Below are 17,276 nucleotides of genomic sequence, written 5' to 3'. Positions count from 1 at the left end.
GAGTGCGGCCGGAGCGCAGGAAACGAGCGAAAGTACACGATCATGCACACCAGAATCCTGCTCGCCGAGGATGTCCACATGGTCCGCGGGGCGCTGGCCGCCCTGATGGAGATGGAGGCGGATCTGCTCGTCGTGGCCTCGGTGGGCCGGGGGACCGATATCGTGCCGACCGCTCTGGAGACCCGGCCCGACGTGGCGGTCCTCGACATCGATCTCCCGGGTACGGACGGGCTCACCGCGGCGACCGAACTCCACCAGAAACTGCCGAGCTGCCGCACCCTGATCCTCACCTCCTTCGGCCGCCCGGGACTGCTGCGGCGCGCCCTGGCCGCGCACGCCCAGGGCTTCCTGCTCAAGGACGCGCCGCCGGCCCAGCTCGCCAAGTCGGTCCGCGCGGTGGCCGCGGGCCGTACCGCCATCGACCCCGAACTGCTCCTGGGTGCCTGGGACTGCCTGGAGAACCCGCTCTCGATCCGGGAGACGGAGGTGTTGCGGCAGGTCGCCGGGGGTGCCGATGTCGGTGAGATCGCCGACAACCTGTGCCTCTCCGGAGGAACGGTGCGGAATTATCTGACTTCCGTCGTCTCCAAACTGAGCGCCCGCAGCCGTATCGACGCGGTCCGCATCGCCTATGAGCAGGGCTGGCTGCCCTGAGCGGAGACCGTCGGGAAAAGCAGGGGAAACAATTCCGGCTGGGCCGACGGCGGAATGGAAGGTCGCTTCCACGTCGGCCGGGCCATTCGGGGACGGTCGTTTCCGGCCCTGTTCAAGTGAATGTCGAGGACCGCGCCGCAGGCTGAGAGCGTCGCGTCCTCGGCGGGCCCGTGATCCGGGCGGCCGCCGAGCCGGACGACACAGGCCGACGACGACCGGCACCGCACCCTGGGTGTCGGCGTCGTCGGCTGCTCCCGCGCGCCGGTCAAGGACCATGGTGTCCTTCGGTGCCATCGGCGGTCTCAGCGGTCTCGACGCTCTCGGCGGTTCCCGCGCCACCGGTCGCCGCCGCTGCTTCCTTCGCTTCGTTCGCTTCGTTCGCGAGGCGGCGCATGGTGCCCGCGACCGCCACCGCGCCCGGCGCGTCGGGCTCGATCAGCGTGTAGTGGCCGATGCCGGGCAGGACGACCGTCTCCAGGTCGCCGTGGACCGCCGCGTAGTCCGCGAACTGCGACAGCGGCACCTCCTCGTCGACCTCGCCGTGCAGCAGCACCGTCCGTACGTCCGTCGTCCCGGGCCCCTTGAGCAGGGTCAGGGGATCGACGTACGGCAGTCGTCCCCCGAACAGTTCGGCGCCGCCCAGCAGTTGCAGCGCCGCGTCATTGCTGAGCCGGTCCCGGCGGGTGGCCTCCAGGTCGGTGATCGGGGCGAGGGCGAGCACGGCCGGCGGGAGGGATGTCGTGTGCCAGGGCGAGTCGGTGGGCAGCAGCGCGCGGGCCGCGCACCACAGCGCGAGATGACCGCCCGAGCAGTGTCCTGCCAGGACGTACGGCCGCCCCTGGGGAAGCGTGTCGACGATCAGGGCGATGTCGTCGAAGGTCTCCGGATATCCGCCGGCGCCCCCGGAGCGCCGGAAGCCCGGCAGCAGCACGGAGAAGCCCTGCCGGGACAGCCAGGCGGCGAACGGCGTCAGATGCATCCGGTCGTAGCGCCAGTACCCGCCGTGCAGCAACAGCACCAGCGGTGCCTCGGGGTCCGCGGCGGGCCAGGCGTCGTAGACCTGGTGGGGATGGTCGCCGTACTTCCCGTGCACCGGCGCGAGGACCGGTCTGAGGCTCAGGACGCGCTCTTCCTCCTCGGCGGCGAAGGCCGAGATCTCCCGGGCGGTCACGGTGCGCCACCCGCGCGCGTGCGGTCGTTCATGGACTGCTCCTTGCGACTGCCGGGCTCGTGCGGCGGGGGAGTCACAGACCGAGGTGGACGCCGCCGGACGCGTCGAGGCACTGCCCCGTCACCCAGCGGGCGTCGTCGCCGGCCACGAAGGCCACCACGTCGGCGATGTCCGCCGGGGCGCCGAGCCGGTCGAACACCGAGTGCGCGGACAGCGTCCGGCGGATCACCGGGTCCTTCAGGGTCGGGTTGATCTCGGTCTCGGTGATGCCGGGGGATACCGAGTTCACCGTGATGCCCCGCGGGGCCAGCTGCACGGCGAGGGACAGCGTCACATGGTCCAGGGCCGCCTTGGTCATGGCGTACGCGATGATCGTCGGCCAGGCGATCCGGGCGGCCGCCGACGAGACCGTGATGATCCGGCCCCCGTCCCGCAGCCGGTCGAGACCCTGCTGGAGGATGAAGAACGGGGCCTTGGTGTTGATGGCGAAGACCCGGTCGTAGTCCTCCTCGGTGACATGCTCGATCGTCCGCGGCAGCGTGATCCCGGCGTTGTTGACCAGGACATCCAGGCCAGGGGCGGCGTCCGGGGCGTACCGGACCAGCTCGCGGTCGAACGCCGACCACAGGGTGGCGGCGTCACCGGGGACGCCCAGCACCGCGTGGACCGCGAACGCCCGGCCGCCGTCCGCCTCGATCTCCTTGACCGTACGGTCCGCGGCCGCCTCGTCGTGCCCGTAGTGGACGGCGACCAGCGCGCCCTCCCGTGCCAGCCGTGCGCTGATGGCCCGTCCGATGCCGCGGCTGCCTCCCGTGACCAGCGCGGTCCTGCCCTGGTGTCGTCCGGTCCCTGCCAAGGTCGTGCCTCCTCATTCGGGCGCTGCGGATAAGGAAATGCGGGCAGCCGGCACCCCGCATTCCGAATGCTCACACTGCTCGACGGGGAGTTGGCCGGTCAAGGTGTTCGAGGTCGATTCGAGTGACGCACGAACAGAACTCAAGGGAAAAGGAGAGGGAGGGAATCCGGCGCTGGAGAATCCCTCGAATCCTTGTCGAGGAGCCGATTTGGCGGTCTCCCGGAGCCGGAATCGGATTTATCCTGCGGTGAGTCGACCAGGCAATGGAGAAAGGCTGACTGCATGCGACGCGCGCTGTGCCCCGCGGAAAACCTCTACGTAGCCCAGCGAAGCAGGGCGGTCCTCTCCTGCGTCCTCGACGGACCCGTCGACACCGCCGCCCTCACCGCCGCGTTCGACGCGGTCACGGCGGAGCAGCCCACACTGCTGACCCGCATCGTCCCGGACGGCGACGGCCACGCCCTGGAGACCCTCCCGGCGGCCGAGCGGCCCCGGCTGCGGCTGCGCACCGGCGGCGAGGAGGTGTACGGCGAAGAGCTCAACTCCCCGCTGCCCGTGGGCGGTCCACTCACCCGGGCGGTGCTCGTGAGCGACCCCGTCGAGCAGCGGCACACCCTGGTCCTGAGCGTCGACCACGTCATCACCGACGGACACAGCGGGATAGCCCTCCTCAACGCCCTCTGGGACCGCTACCGCGAACTCGTCGACGGCGCCGGGACCCCGCACCCGCCCGCGGCCGAACTCCCCGCCCCCATCAGTGCGTTGCTGCCCCCCTCCGACGCCGACGAGACGGCGAAGTACCTGCGACGACGGGTGGAGCAGATCGGCGGCCATCCGGCCGAACTCGTCCCGTACGACGTGAAGTCCACGCACGACGTGAAGTCCACGCACGCCGCGAAATCCACGTACGACATGAGGTCCACGGACACCGAGCCCGAGCACACCCACCGCATCGAGGTCCAGCGACTGCTCCTCGGCACCGAGCCGACCGCGCGGCTGCGCGCCCGGGCCCGCGCGGAAGGGGTGTCCGTGCACGCCCTGGTCAGCGCCGTCATGCTGCTCGCCGCCCGCCGGCGCCTGGACGGCACGGGACCGCGTGCCCTGCGCTGCGTGTCACCGGTCGACCTGCGCTCACGGCTCACGCCGCCGGTACCCGCCTCGGTCATGGTCGCCGCGGTCACCATGCACCTCCAGACCCGCACCGTCGCCACCGACACCGACGTGCTGGAACTGGCGCGCGAAGTCGGTGACGAGGTACGGCAGTTCCTGGACCGCGGCGAGCAGTTCCAGGAGCTGCGGATCATGGAGTCGGCGCCGCTGCATCCGACGCTCCACCTCGGCACGGTGATCGTGACCAACATGGGCGCCGTGTCCGGCCCGCGCCTCCCGGCCGGCACCTACCTCACCGACGTACGGCTCGTACCCGCCCGTGAGCACTACTTCCCGCACCTCGGCCGCAGCCCTGTCATGGCCTGTGTGACGTCCTTCGACGGCCGCCTCGCCATCGAGTTCCCGCACCACACGGCCTGCTTCAGCCGCCGCTTCATGCGCGAGCTGCGCGCCGAGGTCCACGCGAGCCTGCTGGCCCTCGCGAAGGCGGGCGAGGAGGACTGAGAGCGCGTCACGTACGAAGGACTCGGCCCCGTGTCCCGGTGTGTGAGACCGGGACACGGGGCCGAATCCGTCAGCGGGACGGCCCTCAGCCCTCCGTCGCCGCCAGCGCGGCCGCCACGACCTCGCCGATCAGCGCCATCGGCTCCGGCTCGGTCATCTCGTAGTGGCCGCACGGCACTTCGTGGTCCTCGATCGAGCCGTCGACGTACGCGCTCCACTCCTCGGCCTTGTCCTGAGCGTCCGAGGGATCGTCCGAGATCCTGGCCCCGGCGCCGCCGACCGCGGTGAAGAACAGGACGTCGCCGCGGAACACACCGGGGCTGAACTCGGGCGCGATACGCAGGTTGTTGCGCATGACCCGGGCGATGTCCGCCGCCTCCGCGGCCGTTACCTCCGAGGCCGCCGCCGGGCCGGACGAGTCGAGCAGCTCCAGCAGGTCGGCGACGTTCGGCGGGGCGTCCTGCGGCAGATGGACCCCGGTCAGCCGGGAGAGCAGGGCCACCACCTGGCGCTCACCGACCTCCGGGGACGGCGGGTGCAGATGCAGCAGCGGACTGTCGAGCAGGGCGAGCAACTCCACCCGCTCGCCCGCCTCCTGGAGCGCGGTGGCCATGGCGTGGGCCACCATCCCGCCGTAGGACCAGCCCAAGAGCCGGTAGGGGCCGGTCGGTTGGATCTCGCGTACCAGTTCCAGGTACGACTCGACCATGTCCTTCGGATCGGCGGCGGGCGGTGCCACCCCGTCGAGCCCGCGCGCCTGGACGGCGTGGACCGGCTGCCGTTCCCCGAGATGGGCGAGGAGCCCGGCGTACCGCCAGCCGATGCCGCCGCCGGGGTGCAGACAGAACAGCGGACGCCGGTCGCCCTCGGTGCGCAGCGGCAGGATCGGCGCGAAGGCGTCCCGGCCGCCACCACGGCGGCCCGCACGCTCCAGCAGACCCGCGACGGTCGGAGCGGCCAGCACGGCCGATCCCGGCACGTCGAGCACCCCCGCCTTGCGCAGCCGGCCGGCCAGGATCACCGCGCGCATGGAGTCGCCGCCCAGGTCGAAGAAGTTGTCGCGGACGCCGATCGGCTCCACGCCCAGGACCTCCTGCCACTGCTCGGTGACCGCGTGTTCGAGGTCGCCGGCGGGAGCGGTGTACGCGGTGCGGAGATGCGGCCGGGGCGCGAGGGCGCGGGCCACGGGAGCGGCGACGGTCTCCGGGGCGTCGGTCGTGTCCCTGGCCGACGGCAGGCCGCCGTAGGCCACGGACAGGCGCGGCGGGTCGATCCAGTGGCTGCGGCGGTCGAAGGCGTAGCCCGGCAGAGGTGTGCCCGGGCCGTTCTCGCGGGCCCCGCTCAGCGGAGCGAGGTCGGCCGGTACCCCGGCGGTCCACAGCCGGGCCAGCGCCTCGGTGAAGACCTGGACGTCGGACCGCTCGGACCTGGCGTGCCGCATGGTGACGACCGTGCCCGGCGCCGACTCCGGCAGACACGCCCGGGCCAGCTTCGACAGCGTGTCACCGGGGCCGACCTCCACCAGGAGCGGTTCGCCGCGCTCCCACAGGGCGGTGATGCCCTCGGCGAAGCGCACGGTCCCGCGGAGCTGGTCGACCCAGTGCCGTACACCGGTCGCCTGCTCGTCGGTGGCCCAGGTGCCGGTGGTGCTGGTGACGTAGGGGAGGCGGGGCGGGCGCAGGGTGACACCGCGTACGGCCTCGGCGAAGTCGCCGAGGATCGGGTCGAGCAGATGGGAGTGGGCGGCGACCGACAGGGCGAGACGCCGGTGCGGGATCTCCTCGGCCGTCAGCCGCCGCTCCAGCTCGGCCACCGCCGCCTCGTCACCGCCGACCGTGCAGGCCTCCGGACTGTTGACCACACTGAGCGAGAGGCCGCCGGTCAGCAGGGGGCGCACCTCGGCCTCGCCCAGGGCCACACTGACGGTCGCGCCACGGGTGGTGACCATCAGCCGCCCGCGCTCGGCGACCAGCAGCAGCATGTCCTCCAGGTCCATGACCCCGGCGAGACAGGCCGCCGTGTACTCGCCGAGCGAATGCCCGATCAACGCGTCCGGACGGACCCCGCGCTCCATCAGCACAGTGGCCAGGGCGTACTCGGTGACCACCACCGACAGCAGCCCCGGCACATCCGAGTCGGCGGTGCCGGCGCCGAACAGCACCTCGCGCAGGTCCCGGCCCAGCACCGGACGCAGGATCCCGGCACACCGGTCGACGACCGCGCGGTACGGGGCGCACTCCTCGTACAACTCCGCGCCCATGCCCGGGTAGTGGACGCCACCGCCGGGCAGCAGGAACGCCACCCGCGGCGGCCGTTCCGCGCCCCCGGAGGGAGTGTCGGACAGCGGACGGCCCAGCAGTTCGACGGCGTCCCGGCCGTGCTCGGCGACCACCGCGGCCCGGAACGCCATCGCGGGACGGCGGGTGCGCAGGGTGTGGGACACGGCGGCCAGGTCCGCGCCGGGGTGGTCCGACAGATGCCGGGCCAGGGCGTCGCACTGACCGGGAAGGGCGCCAGGCGTACGGGCGGACAGCGGCAGTACCTGCCACCGTGCCCCCGGATCGCCGTCCACGCGGACCGGCCGGTCCGGCGCTTCCTCCAGGACCACGTGCGCGTTCGTCCCGCCGATCCCGAAGGCACTCACACCGGCGCGGCGCGGACCGCTTCCGGCGGGCCACTCCTCCAGGCCGGTCGGCACCCGGAACGGGCTCCCGGCCAGGTCGATCAGCGGGTTCGGGCGGCGGAAGTGCGCGACCGGCGGGATCTGCCGGTGCTCCAGGACCAGCACGGCCTTGATGAACCCCGCCAGACCGGCCGCCGCCCCGACATGGCCGATGTTGGACTTGACCGACCCGAGCGCGCAGAACTGCCGGCGGTCGCTGCTCTCCCGGAACACCCGGGTCAGCGCCTCCACCTCGATCGGGTCGCCGAGGCTGGTGCCGGTGCCGTGGGCCTCCAGGTAGCCGATCGAGTCCGCGTCGACCCCGGCCAGCGCCTGTGCCATCAGGATCGCCTCGCACTGCCCCTCGGTGCTGGGCGCGCTGAAACCGACCTTGCGGCGGCCGTCGTTGTTGACCGCCGAGCCCTTGACCACGGCCCTGATCCGGTCCCCGTCCGCCAGCGCGTCGGCCAGCCGCTTGAGGACGACCACGCCCACGCCGTCACCCGGTACGGTGCCGCCGGCGTCCGCGTCGAAGGGGCGGCAGCTGCCGTCCGGGGAGAACACCCCGCCCGGCACATGCCGGTAGCCGAGCTTCGCCGACGGGTTGACCGACACCGCCCCGGCCAGCGCCATGTCGCAGGCGTGGTTCAGCAGGTCCTGGCAGGCGGTGTGGATCGCCACCAGACCGGTCGAGCACGCGGTCTGCAACGACAGGCTCGGGCCCGTCAGGCCGAGTTCGTACGACACCCTGGTGGCCAGCGTTCCCAGCGAGTTCGCGGCGGTCGTGTGCACCAGCTCCACCGAACCCGGCTGACCCGCGAACCTCGGGTACACATGGGACGCGTAGTACCGGCTGTCACCGGCGCCCGCGTACACACCGACCGCGCCCTCGCCCTGGTCGGCCGCGTACCCCGAGGACTCCAGGGCGAGGTAGGCGCACTCCAGCAGCAGCCGCTGCTGCGGGTCCACGATCGCCGCCTCGGCGGGGCTGTAGCCGAAGAAGCCCGCGTCGAACAGGTCGATCCCCTCGATGACGGACGCCCTGCGCACCAGCGAGGGGTCCGCCAGGTCCGCCGGGTCCCCGCCCGCCTGAAGGAACTCCTCCTCGCCGACCGGGCGCACCGACTCCCTCCCGGCGGCGACGTTCTCCCAGAACTCCTCCACCGTCTCGGACCCGGGGAAGCGCGCCGCGAGGCCGATGACGGCGATGTCGTTCTCCGAGAACCTGGTCTCCGCGAACTCGTTCTCCGGCGTGTCGCTCATCGCCGTCATTCCCCTTGTCCTGAGTCACGCTCGTCCTGTGGTCCCGCGCCGCGTACGTCCTGCCGGACGGTCCGGTTCCGCGCGGCCCGCTGCCGCTGCGCCTGCTGCCGGGCACGGGCCAGGGCTCCGCCGTTCGGCGACGGGCCGTCAGCGGCCGGTACGGCGTCCACGGGCACCGTCACCCGGTCGCCGAGGTGCCGGGCCAGCGCCCCGACCGTGGGGTGGCTGAACAGGTCCACGACGGTGAGTTCGCAGCCCAGTTCCCGGTTGACCTCGGTCATCGCGCGGACCAGCAGCAGCGAGGTGCCCCCGAGGTCGAAGAAGCTGTCGTCGACCCCGACCTGGTCCCGGTCCAGGACCCGCCGCCAGACACCGCACAGCGTGTCCTCCAGCGCCCGGCGCCGGTCGCTGTCCGGATCGGCGGCCGGTACGGCAGGGGCCGTACCGGTGGACAGTGCTCCGGCCGCCCGCAGAACCCACCGCTCGCCTGCCCCCACCTGCCGGGCGCTGTCCTCGGCGGCGCCGTGCAGCGCCCCGAGGTCCGCGCCGTCGCGCAGGGTCACACGAGCCGCCGGCCGGTGCAACGGGCGTGCCGGGCCCGTCAGATGACCGCGCACCCAGGGCGCGCCGCGATCGACACCGACCAGCACATGCGGCTCCGCCAGGCCCCGCGCGAGGTCGAGCGAGCGCAGGGCGGCGGTGTGGTCCAGGACCCGGTAGCCGCGCGCCTCGGTCAGCGCCCGCAGCCCGTAACCCCGGCTCATGCCGATGTCGTCCCACATGCTCCAGGCCAGGCTGTGGGCGTCGAGCCCGTCCCGGTGCCGGCGCACGGCCAAGGCGTCCAGGAAGGCGTTCCCGGCGGCGTACGCGCCGGTCATGGAACCGCCGAAGTAGCCGTTGACCGACGAGAAGGACAGGAACGACGGCGCGGAGCACTCCTCGGCCAGCCGGTGCAGCACCCAGCCGCCGGTCACCTTCGCGGCGAGCGCGGCCCGCCACTCCTCCAGGTCGTACTCGGCGACGGGCCGCTGGTCGAACGCCCCCGCCAGATGCAGCACCCCCGCCAAGGGCGCCGACCACACGGCGGCGGCCTTGTCCGCGGCCGCGCGGACCTGAGCCGGGTCGGTGACGTCGGCGGACTCGTAACGCACCGCACCGAGTCCGCGCAGCCTGCGGTACGCCTCGACCCGGCGGGCCGGCTCACCGTCCCGCTCGGTCAGCGCGTCCCAGGTGTGCTCGGGCGGGAGTTCGCCGCGGCCGACCAGCAGCAGCCGGGTGCCCGGCGTCCTCAGCAGATGCTCGGCGACCAACGCGGACACCCCGCCGAGCCCACCGCTCACCAGGAGGAAGCCGTCGGCCGCGGCCGGCCGCCTGCGGGGCAGCGGGTCGGGCAGCGGGGCCAGCCGGCGCACCCAGCGCTCTCCGTCCCGGTAGGCCACCTCGGGGTCGGTCACCGGACCGGCCGTCTCGGCGAGGACCAGCCGGGCGGCCGCGGCCGGATCGGCGACCGGCAGATCCAGCCGCGAGGCCGTCAGCCAGGGCAGCTCCTCCCGCAGACTCCTGAGCAGACCGCCCGCGGCGGCGTGCAGGCAGGACGGACGCTCCTCGGCCAGCACGTCCTGGGTACCGCCGGTCACCAGATGGAGGCTGACGGAACGGTCCGCGTCATGGCTCGACGACAGCGCCCGTGCCAGACACACCAGGCTGTCCACACCGTCCCGTTGGGCCTCGCGCAGCTCGTCCGCGCCCTCCGGCTCGACCCCGGCGGTCAGCGCCCCCAGGTGGAGCACCGCGTCCACCGGACGGCCGTCCCCGGCCAGTGCCGCGAGCAGCGCCTCGTAGTCCTCGGGCCGGTCGACCCCCACCTGGTAACGGGCCGCGCCGAGACGGCGGAACCCCTCGGCCGCGGTGACGACCGTGCACAAGGCACCGTCCTGCCACAGCCGTTCGGCCACCGCCTCGGCCAACTCCGTGCCCAGCGCGTCCCGTCCGGCGAGCAGCAGGGTGTGCCGCGCCGGACGCGCCGAGGCGTGTGGCCGCCGCGCCCGCTGCCACACCGGGCGCAGAAACCAGTCCGGTACGGTCGCCGCGGTGCCCAGGAGCACCTCGGTGCGCCGTACGTCCTCGTCGAACTCGCCCGCCTCGAACCGCTGCCGCAGCTGCGTCCGCTGGATCTTGCCGATCTCCGTCTTGGGCACGGCCCCCGGCTCCACCGGGACCAGATAGGCGGGCGTGATCCCGATCTGCCGGGTCACCTTGCCCCGCACCGCGCGCAGCGCGTCCGCCAGGTCGGTGCCGGGCGGCACGTGGAGGAAGAGGGCCAGCTCGTCGGTGTCCGCCGCCGGGTCCGGCCGTACCGCGACCGCGGCCGTGAACGACCGCTCCACGGACGGCAGTTCCTCCACACACGCCTCGATCTCATGGCTGTAGTGGTTGACGCCGTTGATGATGATGACGTCCTTCGCGCGGCCCGTGATGTACAGCTCGCCGGAGCGCAGGAAGGCCAGGTCACCGGTGTCGAACCAGCCGTCGTCGGTGAACGACTCGGCGTTCTTCTCCGGGTTGTCGTGATAGCCCGAGGTCACCGACGTGCCACGGACCTGGAAGAGCCCGACCGTGCCCTCCGGCACGACCCGGCCCTCACCGTCCACGACCCGCATCGCGAACCCGGGGTAGGGCAGCCCGCAGCTGACGAACGTGCCCTCGCCCGCCGCAGGTTGGGCCGGCAGCACGGTGTCCGTCACCACCGAGCAGGTCTCGGACATGCCCCAGCCGGGGTGCACCACCATGGCAGGCAGACCGAACGGTTCGAGGACCTGGAGGAAGCGCCGGGCGGTGGCCGCGACCACCACCTCACCGCAGTTCATGACCAGCCGCATCGGCGACAGGTCCCACCGGCGGTCGCCCATCCGGTGCGCGTGCTCGGCGGGCAGCCCGAAGGCGAAGTTGGGGGCCCAGGTGACACTGACCCGGTACCGGTCCGCCAGGTCCATCCAGCGCAGCGGGTCCTCCAGGATCCAGGAGGTGGGCGCGTGTACCTGGCGGCAGCCCAGGTACACATCCCTGAGGTGGAACATCACCACGCCGGTGACATGGTCGAGCGGGATCCAGTTCAGCGAGACGTCGTGCTCCGTCAGGCCGTTGACCTGCGCGGTGGCCGCGGACCGGGTCAGGACGCCCCGGTGGTCGATCCGGACCGCCTTGGGCAGACCGGTGCTGCCGGAGGTGAGCAGCATCAGGATCAGGTCGTCCGGCCGCGCCGCATGCCACTCGGTGTCGGCAGGACCCGAGCGGAGCGCGTCCGCCGTGGTCAGCCGGGACTCCGCCCAGGCACGGCGGTCGGCGAGGGCGCGCAGCCCCTCCTCGTGCGGGCCCGAGGTGATGATCCAGGGGCGGCCCAGCATCCGCCAGACACCGTCGAGCTTGTTCACCGCCGCCGAGTCCTCCGCGTAGGAGGCCGGGACGGTCAGCGGCACCGTGACGAACCCGCCGAGGACGCAGCCCCACAGGACGGCCAGGAAGTCCTCGGTGTCGTCGCACTGGAGGATCACCTGGTCACCGGGGCGCAGCCCCAACTCGCGCAGCCCACCCAGGACATGGGACGCCTCCTCGGCGAGGCTCGCGTAACTGCGGCGCACGGTGCTGCCGTCGGCCCGCACATGCACCACCTCGGCGTGCGGTCCGCCCGCCGCGGCCCGGCGCAGGGCCTCCGCCCAGGTCCGCACGGCCGGTTCGGCCAGCGCGGGCCCTTCGCTGAGCGAGGGAACCGCCTTTCGCCCGGTGTCGCCGGAGACCACGGCGGACGGCTCCACGGGCCCGGCCGAGGACCGGCCCGACACGGCGGGCCCGGCGTGCAGACGGCCCAACGGCTCCTCGTGCTCCTCCAGTTCCACCGTGACCGCGTCGACGCCGGGCACCTCAGCGAGCGCCCGCTGCCACCGCTCGGCCTGCTCGGTGCCGATCCGCGGCAGATGCCGTAGCGCTACGGCGTCCAGGTCCCCGTCGGCGGTGCGGGGCAGGTCGGAGACGGCCACGACCCGCGGTGCCCCCCCGTCCGGGGCCGTCCGCGCGAGGAGCCGCTCCGCCTGCCGGGCCGCGTCAGCCCGGGTGGGGACGGCGAGCACGGTCGGCCGCCCGGCGTCACCCTCGTCCGGCGGCAGCACCAGGCACTCCCGGATGCCGCCCGCCGCGAGCACCGAGCGTTCCAGCCCGGCCTGGTCGAACCGCTCCTCCGCCGCGCCGGAACGCGTCGGCCGGGGGCCCGGGTCGGGCAACTCGCTGATCCGCAGGGCCGGTTCCGCCGCGACCGCTGCGAGCGTCCGGTGCAGGGTGTCGGCCAGCCGGCGCACCGTGGCCTCGTCGAAGAGGTCGGTGCTGTACTCGACATGGCAGGTCAGCCCCTCGGCGCCCGGGGCCTCGGCGAACTCGACGAACAGGTCGAACTTCGCGGTCCCGGTTGAAGTGGGATGCAGCGGGGCCTCGTTGTCGCCCAGCCGTACGACCGCCTCCGTGTTGTTCTGCAGAGCCAGCATCACCTGGAACAGCGGATGCCGGGCGGCTGCGCGGGGCGGGTTGAGCTCCTCCACCAGCCGGTCGAACGGCAGGTCCTGGTGGTCGTAGGCGCTCAGGTCGAACGCCCTCACCCGGGCCAGGAGTTCGGCGAAGGCCGGATCGCCCGAGGTGTCGGTGCGGGTGACGAGGGTGTTGGTGACGACGCCGATCAGGTCGTCCAGGGCCGCGTCGGTGCGTCCGGCGACCGGAGTGCCCAGCGGGATGTCGGTTCCGGCACCGCAGCGGGTGAGCACGGCGGCGAGGGCGCTCTGGAGCACCATGAACAGACTGGCGCCCCCGGAGTCCGCCAACTCCCGCAGACCGCGATGGACTTGGGCGTCGATGGCGACGGCCAGGGCCTGGCCACGGCGACTGGGCGCGGCCGGACGCTCCCGGTCGGCGGGCAGTGGGATCTCCTCCGGCAGACCCGACAACACCTCGGTCCAGAAAGCCAGTTGGCGGCCCAGCGGGGTGGCGGGATCACGCAGTCCGTCCAGCAGGCGCTCCTGCCAGAGCGTGTAGTCGGCGTACTGGATCACCGGCGCCGCCCAGTCCGGGGCCCCGCCCGCCAGACGGGCCGCGTACGCCGTCGAGAGGTCCTGCGCGAACGGCACCAGCGACCAGCCGTCGGCCGCGCTGTGGTGCAGCACCAGCACCAGCGCGCGGGCCCCGTCCCGGGGGCCGTACAGCCCGGCCCACACCGGGAGGTCCCGCGTCAGGTCGAACGGGCGGCGCCGCGCGGCGGCCACGTACGCCTCCACCTCCTGGGCGGGACAGTCCACCACCTCAAGCTCCGGGTGCGCGGTGCCCGGAGCCCGGACGTCCTGGTACGGGGTGCCGTCGGCCTGCGGCAGCACGGTGCGCAGGCTCTCGTGCCGGTCCACTACGTCCGCCAGCGCGGCCCGCAGCACCTCGTCGTCGACGGGCCGGGACAGCCGTACGACGAGCGGCATGTTGTAGGTCGCCGCCGTGGTGTCGAGCTGGTTGAGGAACCACATGCCCTGCTGGGCGGCGGACAGGGCGATCCGGTCGCCCCGCTCGGCGGGCACGAGAGGGGGCAGTGCGGGAGCCGCGGCCTCCGCGGGCACCGAGACCTGTGCCGCGATCCCGGCGGGCGTCGGCTCGGTGAAGATCGTCCGCAGGGACACCTCGGCTCCGGTGACGGCCCGCAGCCTGGCCCGCAGCTTGGACGCGAGCAGCGACTGCCCGCCGAGACCGAAGAAGTCGTCGTCCGCCCCGACCGCGCCCGCGGGCAGCCCCAGCAGCTCCTCGAAGAGCCTGCGCACCACGGCCTCGGCCGCGGAGACCGCACCGCCAGGGCCCTCGGAATCCGGAGCGGGCAGCGCCTTGCGGTCCAGCGTGCCGTCGGCGGTGCGCGGAAGGGCGTCCACCGGGACGCAGGCGACCGGCACCTGGTGCTCCGGCAGCAACTGGGCGAGGTGCGCGAGGAGTTCGGCACGGCTGGGGCTGTGTCCCGGCGCGGGTACGGCGTAGGCGACAAGCGCCCGGCTGCCGGTACCCGGCCTGTCCCGGGCGACCACCGCCGCCTCGGCGACGGCCGGATGGCGCACCAGCGCGGCCTCGACGACACCGGGCTCGGCCCGGAACCCGCCGGCGCGCACCTGCTCGTCCGTCCGGCCGACGTACTCCACGACACCGTCGCCACACCGGCGGACCAGATCCCCGGTCCGGTACATCCGCGCGCCCGCCCCCGCGAACGGATCGGCGACGAACCGCCCGTCGTCCGCCGCCGTACGGCCAAGCCGGGATCCGGCCACATACAGCTCGCCCACCCAGCCGGACGGCACCGGCCGCAGATGGCGGTCGAGCACATGGAACCGGGCACCCGGCAACGGAGTGCCCAGAGCCCGCCGCCCCGGCCCGCGCCGGACAGCGACCGTTCCCGAGGTCTCGGGGTCGCCGTACAGAGTCGACAGGGCCGGGGCCTCGTCGCCGTACCGCTCGATCCAGGGGCCGAGGTCGGCCGGTTCCGGTGCCTCCGACGCGACGAGGAGGTGGCGCAGCCCGAGCGGATCGCTCCCGGCCGCCACCTGGCCGGCCCCCGCCAGCGCGGGCAGGGCGGCGGACGGCTGGACGAGGACCGTGACGCGCTCACGCACCAGCAGGTCCAGCAGTTCCTCGGGCGACCGCGTGGCCTCCTGCGGTACGACGACCAGCCGGCCGCCGTACGCCAGCGCGCCCCAGATCTCCTGGACGCCGAGGTGGGAGGCGCCCGAGTGGAACAGCGCCCAGGAGTCGCCCGGGCCGGACGACAGGTGCGCCACCTCGGCGAGTCCGCAGGGGCCGCCGTGTGCGAGGAGCACGCCCTGCGGGCTTCCCGGGGCCTGGAGGACATACGCCGGGTCGCTCGGGGTGAGCGGGCCACCGCGGTCGGCGTCCGAGAGGGGTGCGGGGGACCGTGTCGCCAACTCACCTGCTGTGGCAGGGGAGTCGAGTACGAGGGTGGGTATCTCGCCGCCGGGCAGCGCGCCCGTCGTGCTCAGGTCGGTCAGCACCAGTGCGGGTGCGACGGCGTCGAGCGGCGCGGTCAGGTGCTCGGCCGGATGCGCCGGGTCCAGGGGCAGACAGGCGGCGCCGGACTTGAGCACGGCCAGCTGTCCGGTGACCAGGTCGGCGGAGCGGGGGAGCGCGGTCGCCACCGTACGGCCGGGGCCCGCGCCGTGGGCGATCAGCAGACGGGCCAGGCGGTTGGCGCGGGCGTCGAGCTCCGCGTAGGTGAGGTCGGCGCCGGTGTGGGTGACGGCGGTCGCCTCGGGGTTGCGGGCGGCCTGGGCCTCGAAGCGTGCGGGCAGGGTGGCATCGGGCGCGGCGCCTCCCGGCTCCGGTACGAGGGACGTGTAGGCCGGGTCCTCGTCCGGCAACAGGAGGTTCGCGCGGCCCACCGTGAACTCCGGGTCCGCCTCGGCCAGTTGGTCCAGAAGGAGCAGGAAGCGCTCCAGGTGACCGGCGAGCACCTCCTGCGTGTACAGCGCCGGGTTGGCGTCGAAGGCGAAGCCCAGACCGGTGCCGTCGGCTCCCGGGCGCACGGTGATCAGCAGGTCGTCGACCGCGCCGCCCGACAGGTGGTGCGGGGTCGCCGGGTGGGCGCCGAAGCTCAGCCGGTGCGAGAAGGGGACCAGGTTGACGAGCGGTCCGAACAGCCGGCGGTCACCGCCGAGCAACTTCACATCGCGGCGCAGGTCCTCGCCCCGGTACTGCTGATGCCGGCGCACGGCACGCAGCTCGGCTGCCGCCGCCGCGACCAGCTCGGCCGCCGTGAGACCGGGCCGCACGGACAGCCGTAGCGGAAGGTTGTTCGACACCGTGCCCGGGGTGCGCAGGGCCGCCGAGCCGAGGCGGCTCATGGTGGTCACACCGAGGACCACGTCCTCGCTGTCCGTCACCCGGTGCGTGTACGCGGCGACGGCCGCGAGCAGCAGTTCGGCCCGGTTGACGCCCAGCGCGGACGCGGTGGCCGACAGCCGGTCGGCGGCCGACGCCGACAAGGCCGCCGTGCGGCGCAGGAACGCGGGCGCCGGCAGGGCCGTGCCCTCGGTCAGGCTGAGCGCGCCGTCGAGGTCGGCGAAGCGGCCGGTCCAGAAGGCGCGGTCACGTGCGTGGCGGTCCGAGTCCCGGTAGGCGGCCTCCTCGGCCAGGAGGGTCCGCACCGGGGCGAACGTCGTACCGGGGACCTCCTGCCCGGACGCCAGGGCGGTGTAGATCTCGGCGGCCCGGCGGAAGACGAGGAGGTAGCCGTAGCCGTCCAGCAGGATGTGATGGGCCCGCATGTACCAGAGGTACCGGTCCTCGGCCGCCTTGAAGAGGACATGCGTGAACAGCGGCTCCTCACCGCCCACCGGCACGGCGGTGGCGAGGTCGGCGCGGATCAGCTCCTCGGCCGCCGCCGTGGGATCGGGCGCGGAGCTCACGTCCTCGATCCGCAGCGGCCGGTCGGCCGGGGGCGCCGGAGCGCAGCGCGGCCCGTCGGGCGTGTCGGTGAACCGCAGCCCGAACGCCTCCGCCTCGGCGACGGTCCGGCGCAGCGCCCTCCCGAACAGGCCTGTGTCGACCGAGCCGTGGATCTCCAGGTACTCGCCCGTGTTGTAGGCCGGGCTGCGCGGGTCGAGCTGCTGCCCGTACCAGATGCCCTCCTGGGCTCCGGTGAGGCCGGCCAGTGGACCGCCGGCCTCGGTCCGTGGCGCGGGAGCGCTCCGCGGCGGCGACGTGGAAGCGTTGGATCCGGCTGCGTCTTGGAGCACGGTTATCACCCTCGTCGGACAAAGGGACTACGGTCTGCGCGGACTCGCACAAGGGCTCGCGCGCGGCGGCGGAGCGGCACGGGGGCTGTGGCCGTTTCGGGTCGGTCTCCGGGGGCCTCGGGTCTCCCGGAGCACCGGGGGCCCCGGGTTCCCGGAGATCCCGGAGTCTCCGGACTTCCCGGCGTCCACGGAGACGGAAGGCCCGGGGCAGCCAGCTTCGGCAGACCGGCTCGAGGTCCGGTCAAG

Annotated in this window: 6 protein-coding genes; 2 read left to right on the top strand and 4 right to left on the bottom strand. The window is 73.6% G+C overall.

Features of this window, described 5'->3' with window-relative positions:
* Window positions 1–42 precede the first annotated feature (42 nt).
* Window positions 43–654: a response regulator transcription factor gene (locus G3I78_RS07335; RefSeq protein ID WP_164421966.1), complete on the top strand. Its 612-nt coding sequence runs from the start codon at window positions 43–45 to the stop codon at window positions 652–654.
* A 265-nt stretch (window positions 655–919) separates the two neighbouring features.
* Here G3I78_RS07335 and G3I78_RS07330 read toward each other — a convergent pair whose 3' ends face one another.
* Together G3I78_RS07330 and G3I78_RS07325 are read right to left on the bottom strand one after the other, a co-directional pair.
* The gene (locus tag G3I78_RS07330) at window positions 920–1,825 is read right to left on the bottom strand and encodes an alpha/beta hydrolase (RefSeq protein WP_164421965.1); all 906 of its coding nucleotides are present in this window, start codon (window positions 1,823–1,825) and stop codon (window positions 920–922) included.
* A 73-nt stretch (window positions 1,826–1,898) separates the two neighbouring features.
* On the bottom strand, window positions 1,899–2,681 hold the full coding sequence (locus G3I78_RS07325; protein ID WP_164421964.1) for an SDR family oxidoreductase: 783 nt from the start codon (window positions 2,679–2,681) through the stop codon (window positions 1,899–1,901).
* A gap of 282 nt (window positions 2,682–2,963) precedes the next feature.
* On the opposite strand from G3I78_RS07325, the gene G3I78_RS07320 reads away from it, so the two are divergent.
* Window positions 2,964–4,295, top strand: a complete 1,332-nt coding sequence (locus tag G3I78_RS07320; RefSeq protein ID WP_164421963.1) for a protein kinase — start codon at window positions 2,964–2,966, stop codon at window positions 4,293–4,295.
* A gap of 85 nt (window positions 4,296–4,380) precedes the next feature.
* On the opposite strand, the gene G3I78_RS07315 is transcribed toward G3I78_RS07320, so the two are convergent.
* Entirely contained in the window at window positions 4,381–8,220 is a 3,840-nt protein-coding gene (locus tag G3I78_RS07315) for a type I polyketide synthase (RefSeq protein WP_164421962.1), read from the bottom strand.
* 5 nt (window positions 8,221–8,225) lie between these two features.
* The gene (locus G3I78_RS07310; RefSeq protein ID WP_343243667.1) at window positions 8,226–17,030 is read right to left on the bottom strand and encodes an SDR family oxidoreductase; all 8,805 of its coding nucleotides are present in this window, start codon (window positions 17,028–17,030) and stop codon (window positions 8,226–8,228) included.
* Window positions 17,031–17,276: the final 246 nt, after the last annotated feature.

Origin of the sequence: Streptomyces sp. SID13726 (assembly GCF_010548375.1) — a bacterium.
GTDB lineage: Bacteria > Actinomycetota > Actinomycetes > Streptomycetales > Streptomycetaceae > Streptomyces.
The sequence above is the reverse complement of the archived record's forward strand: the minus strand, read 5'-3'. Positions and strand labels throughout refer to the sequence as shown.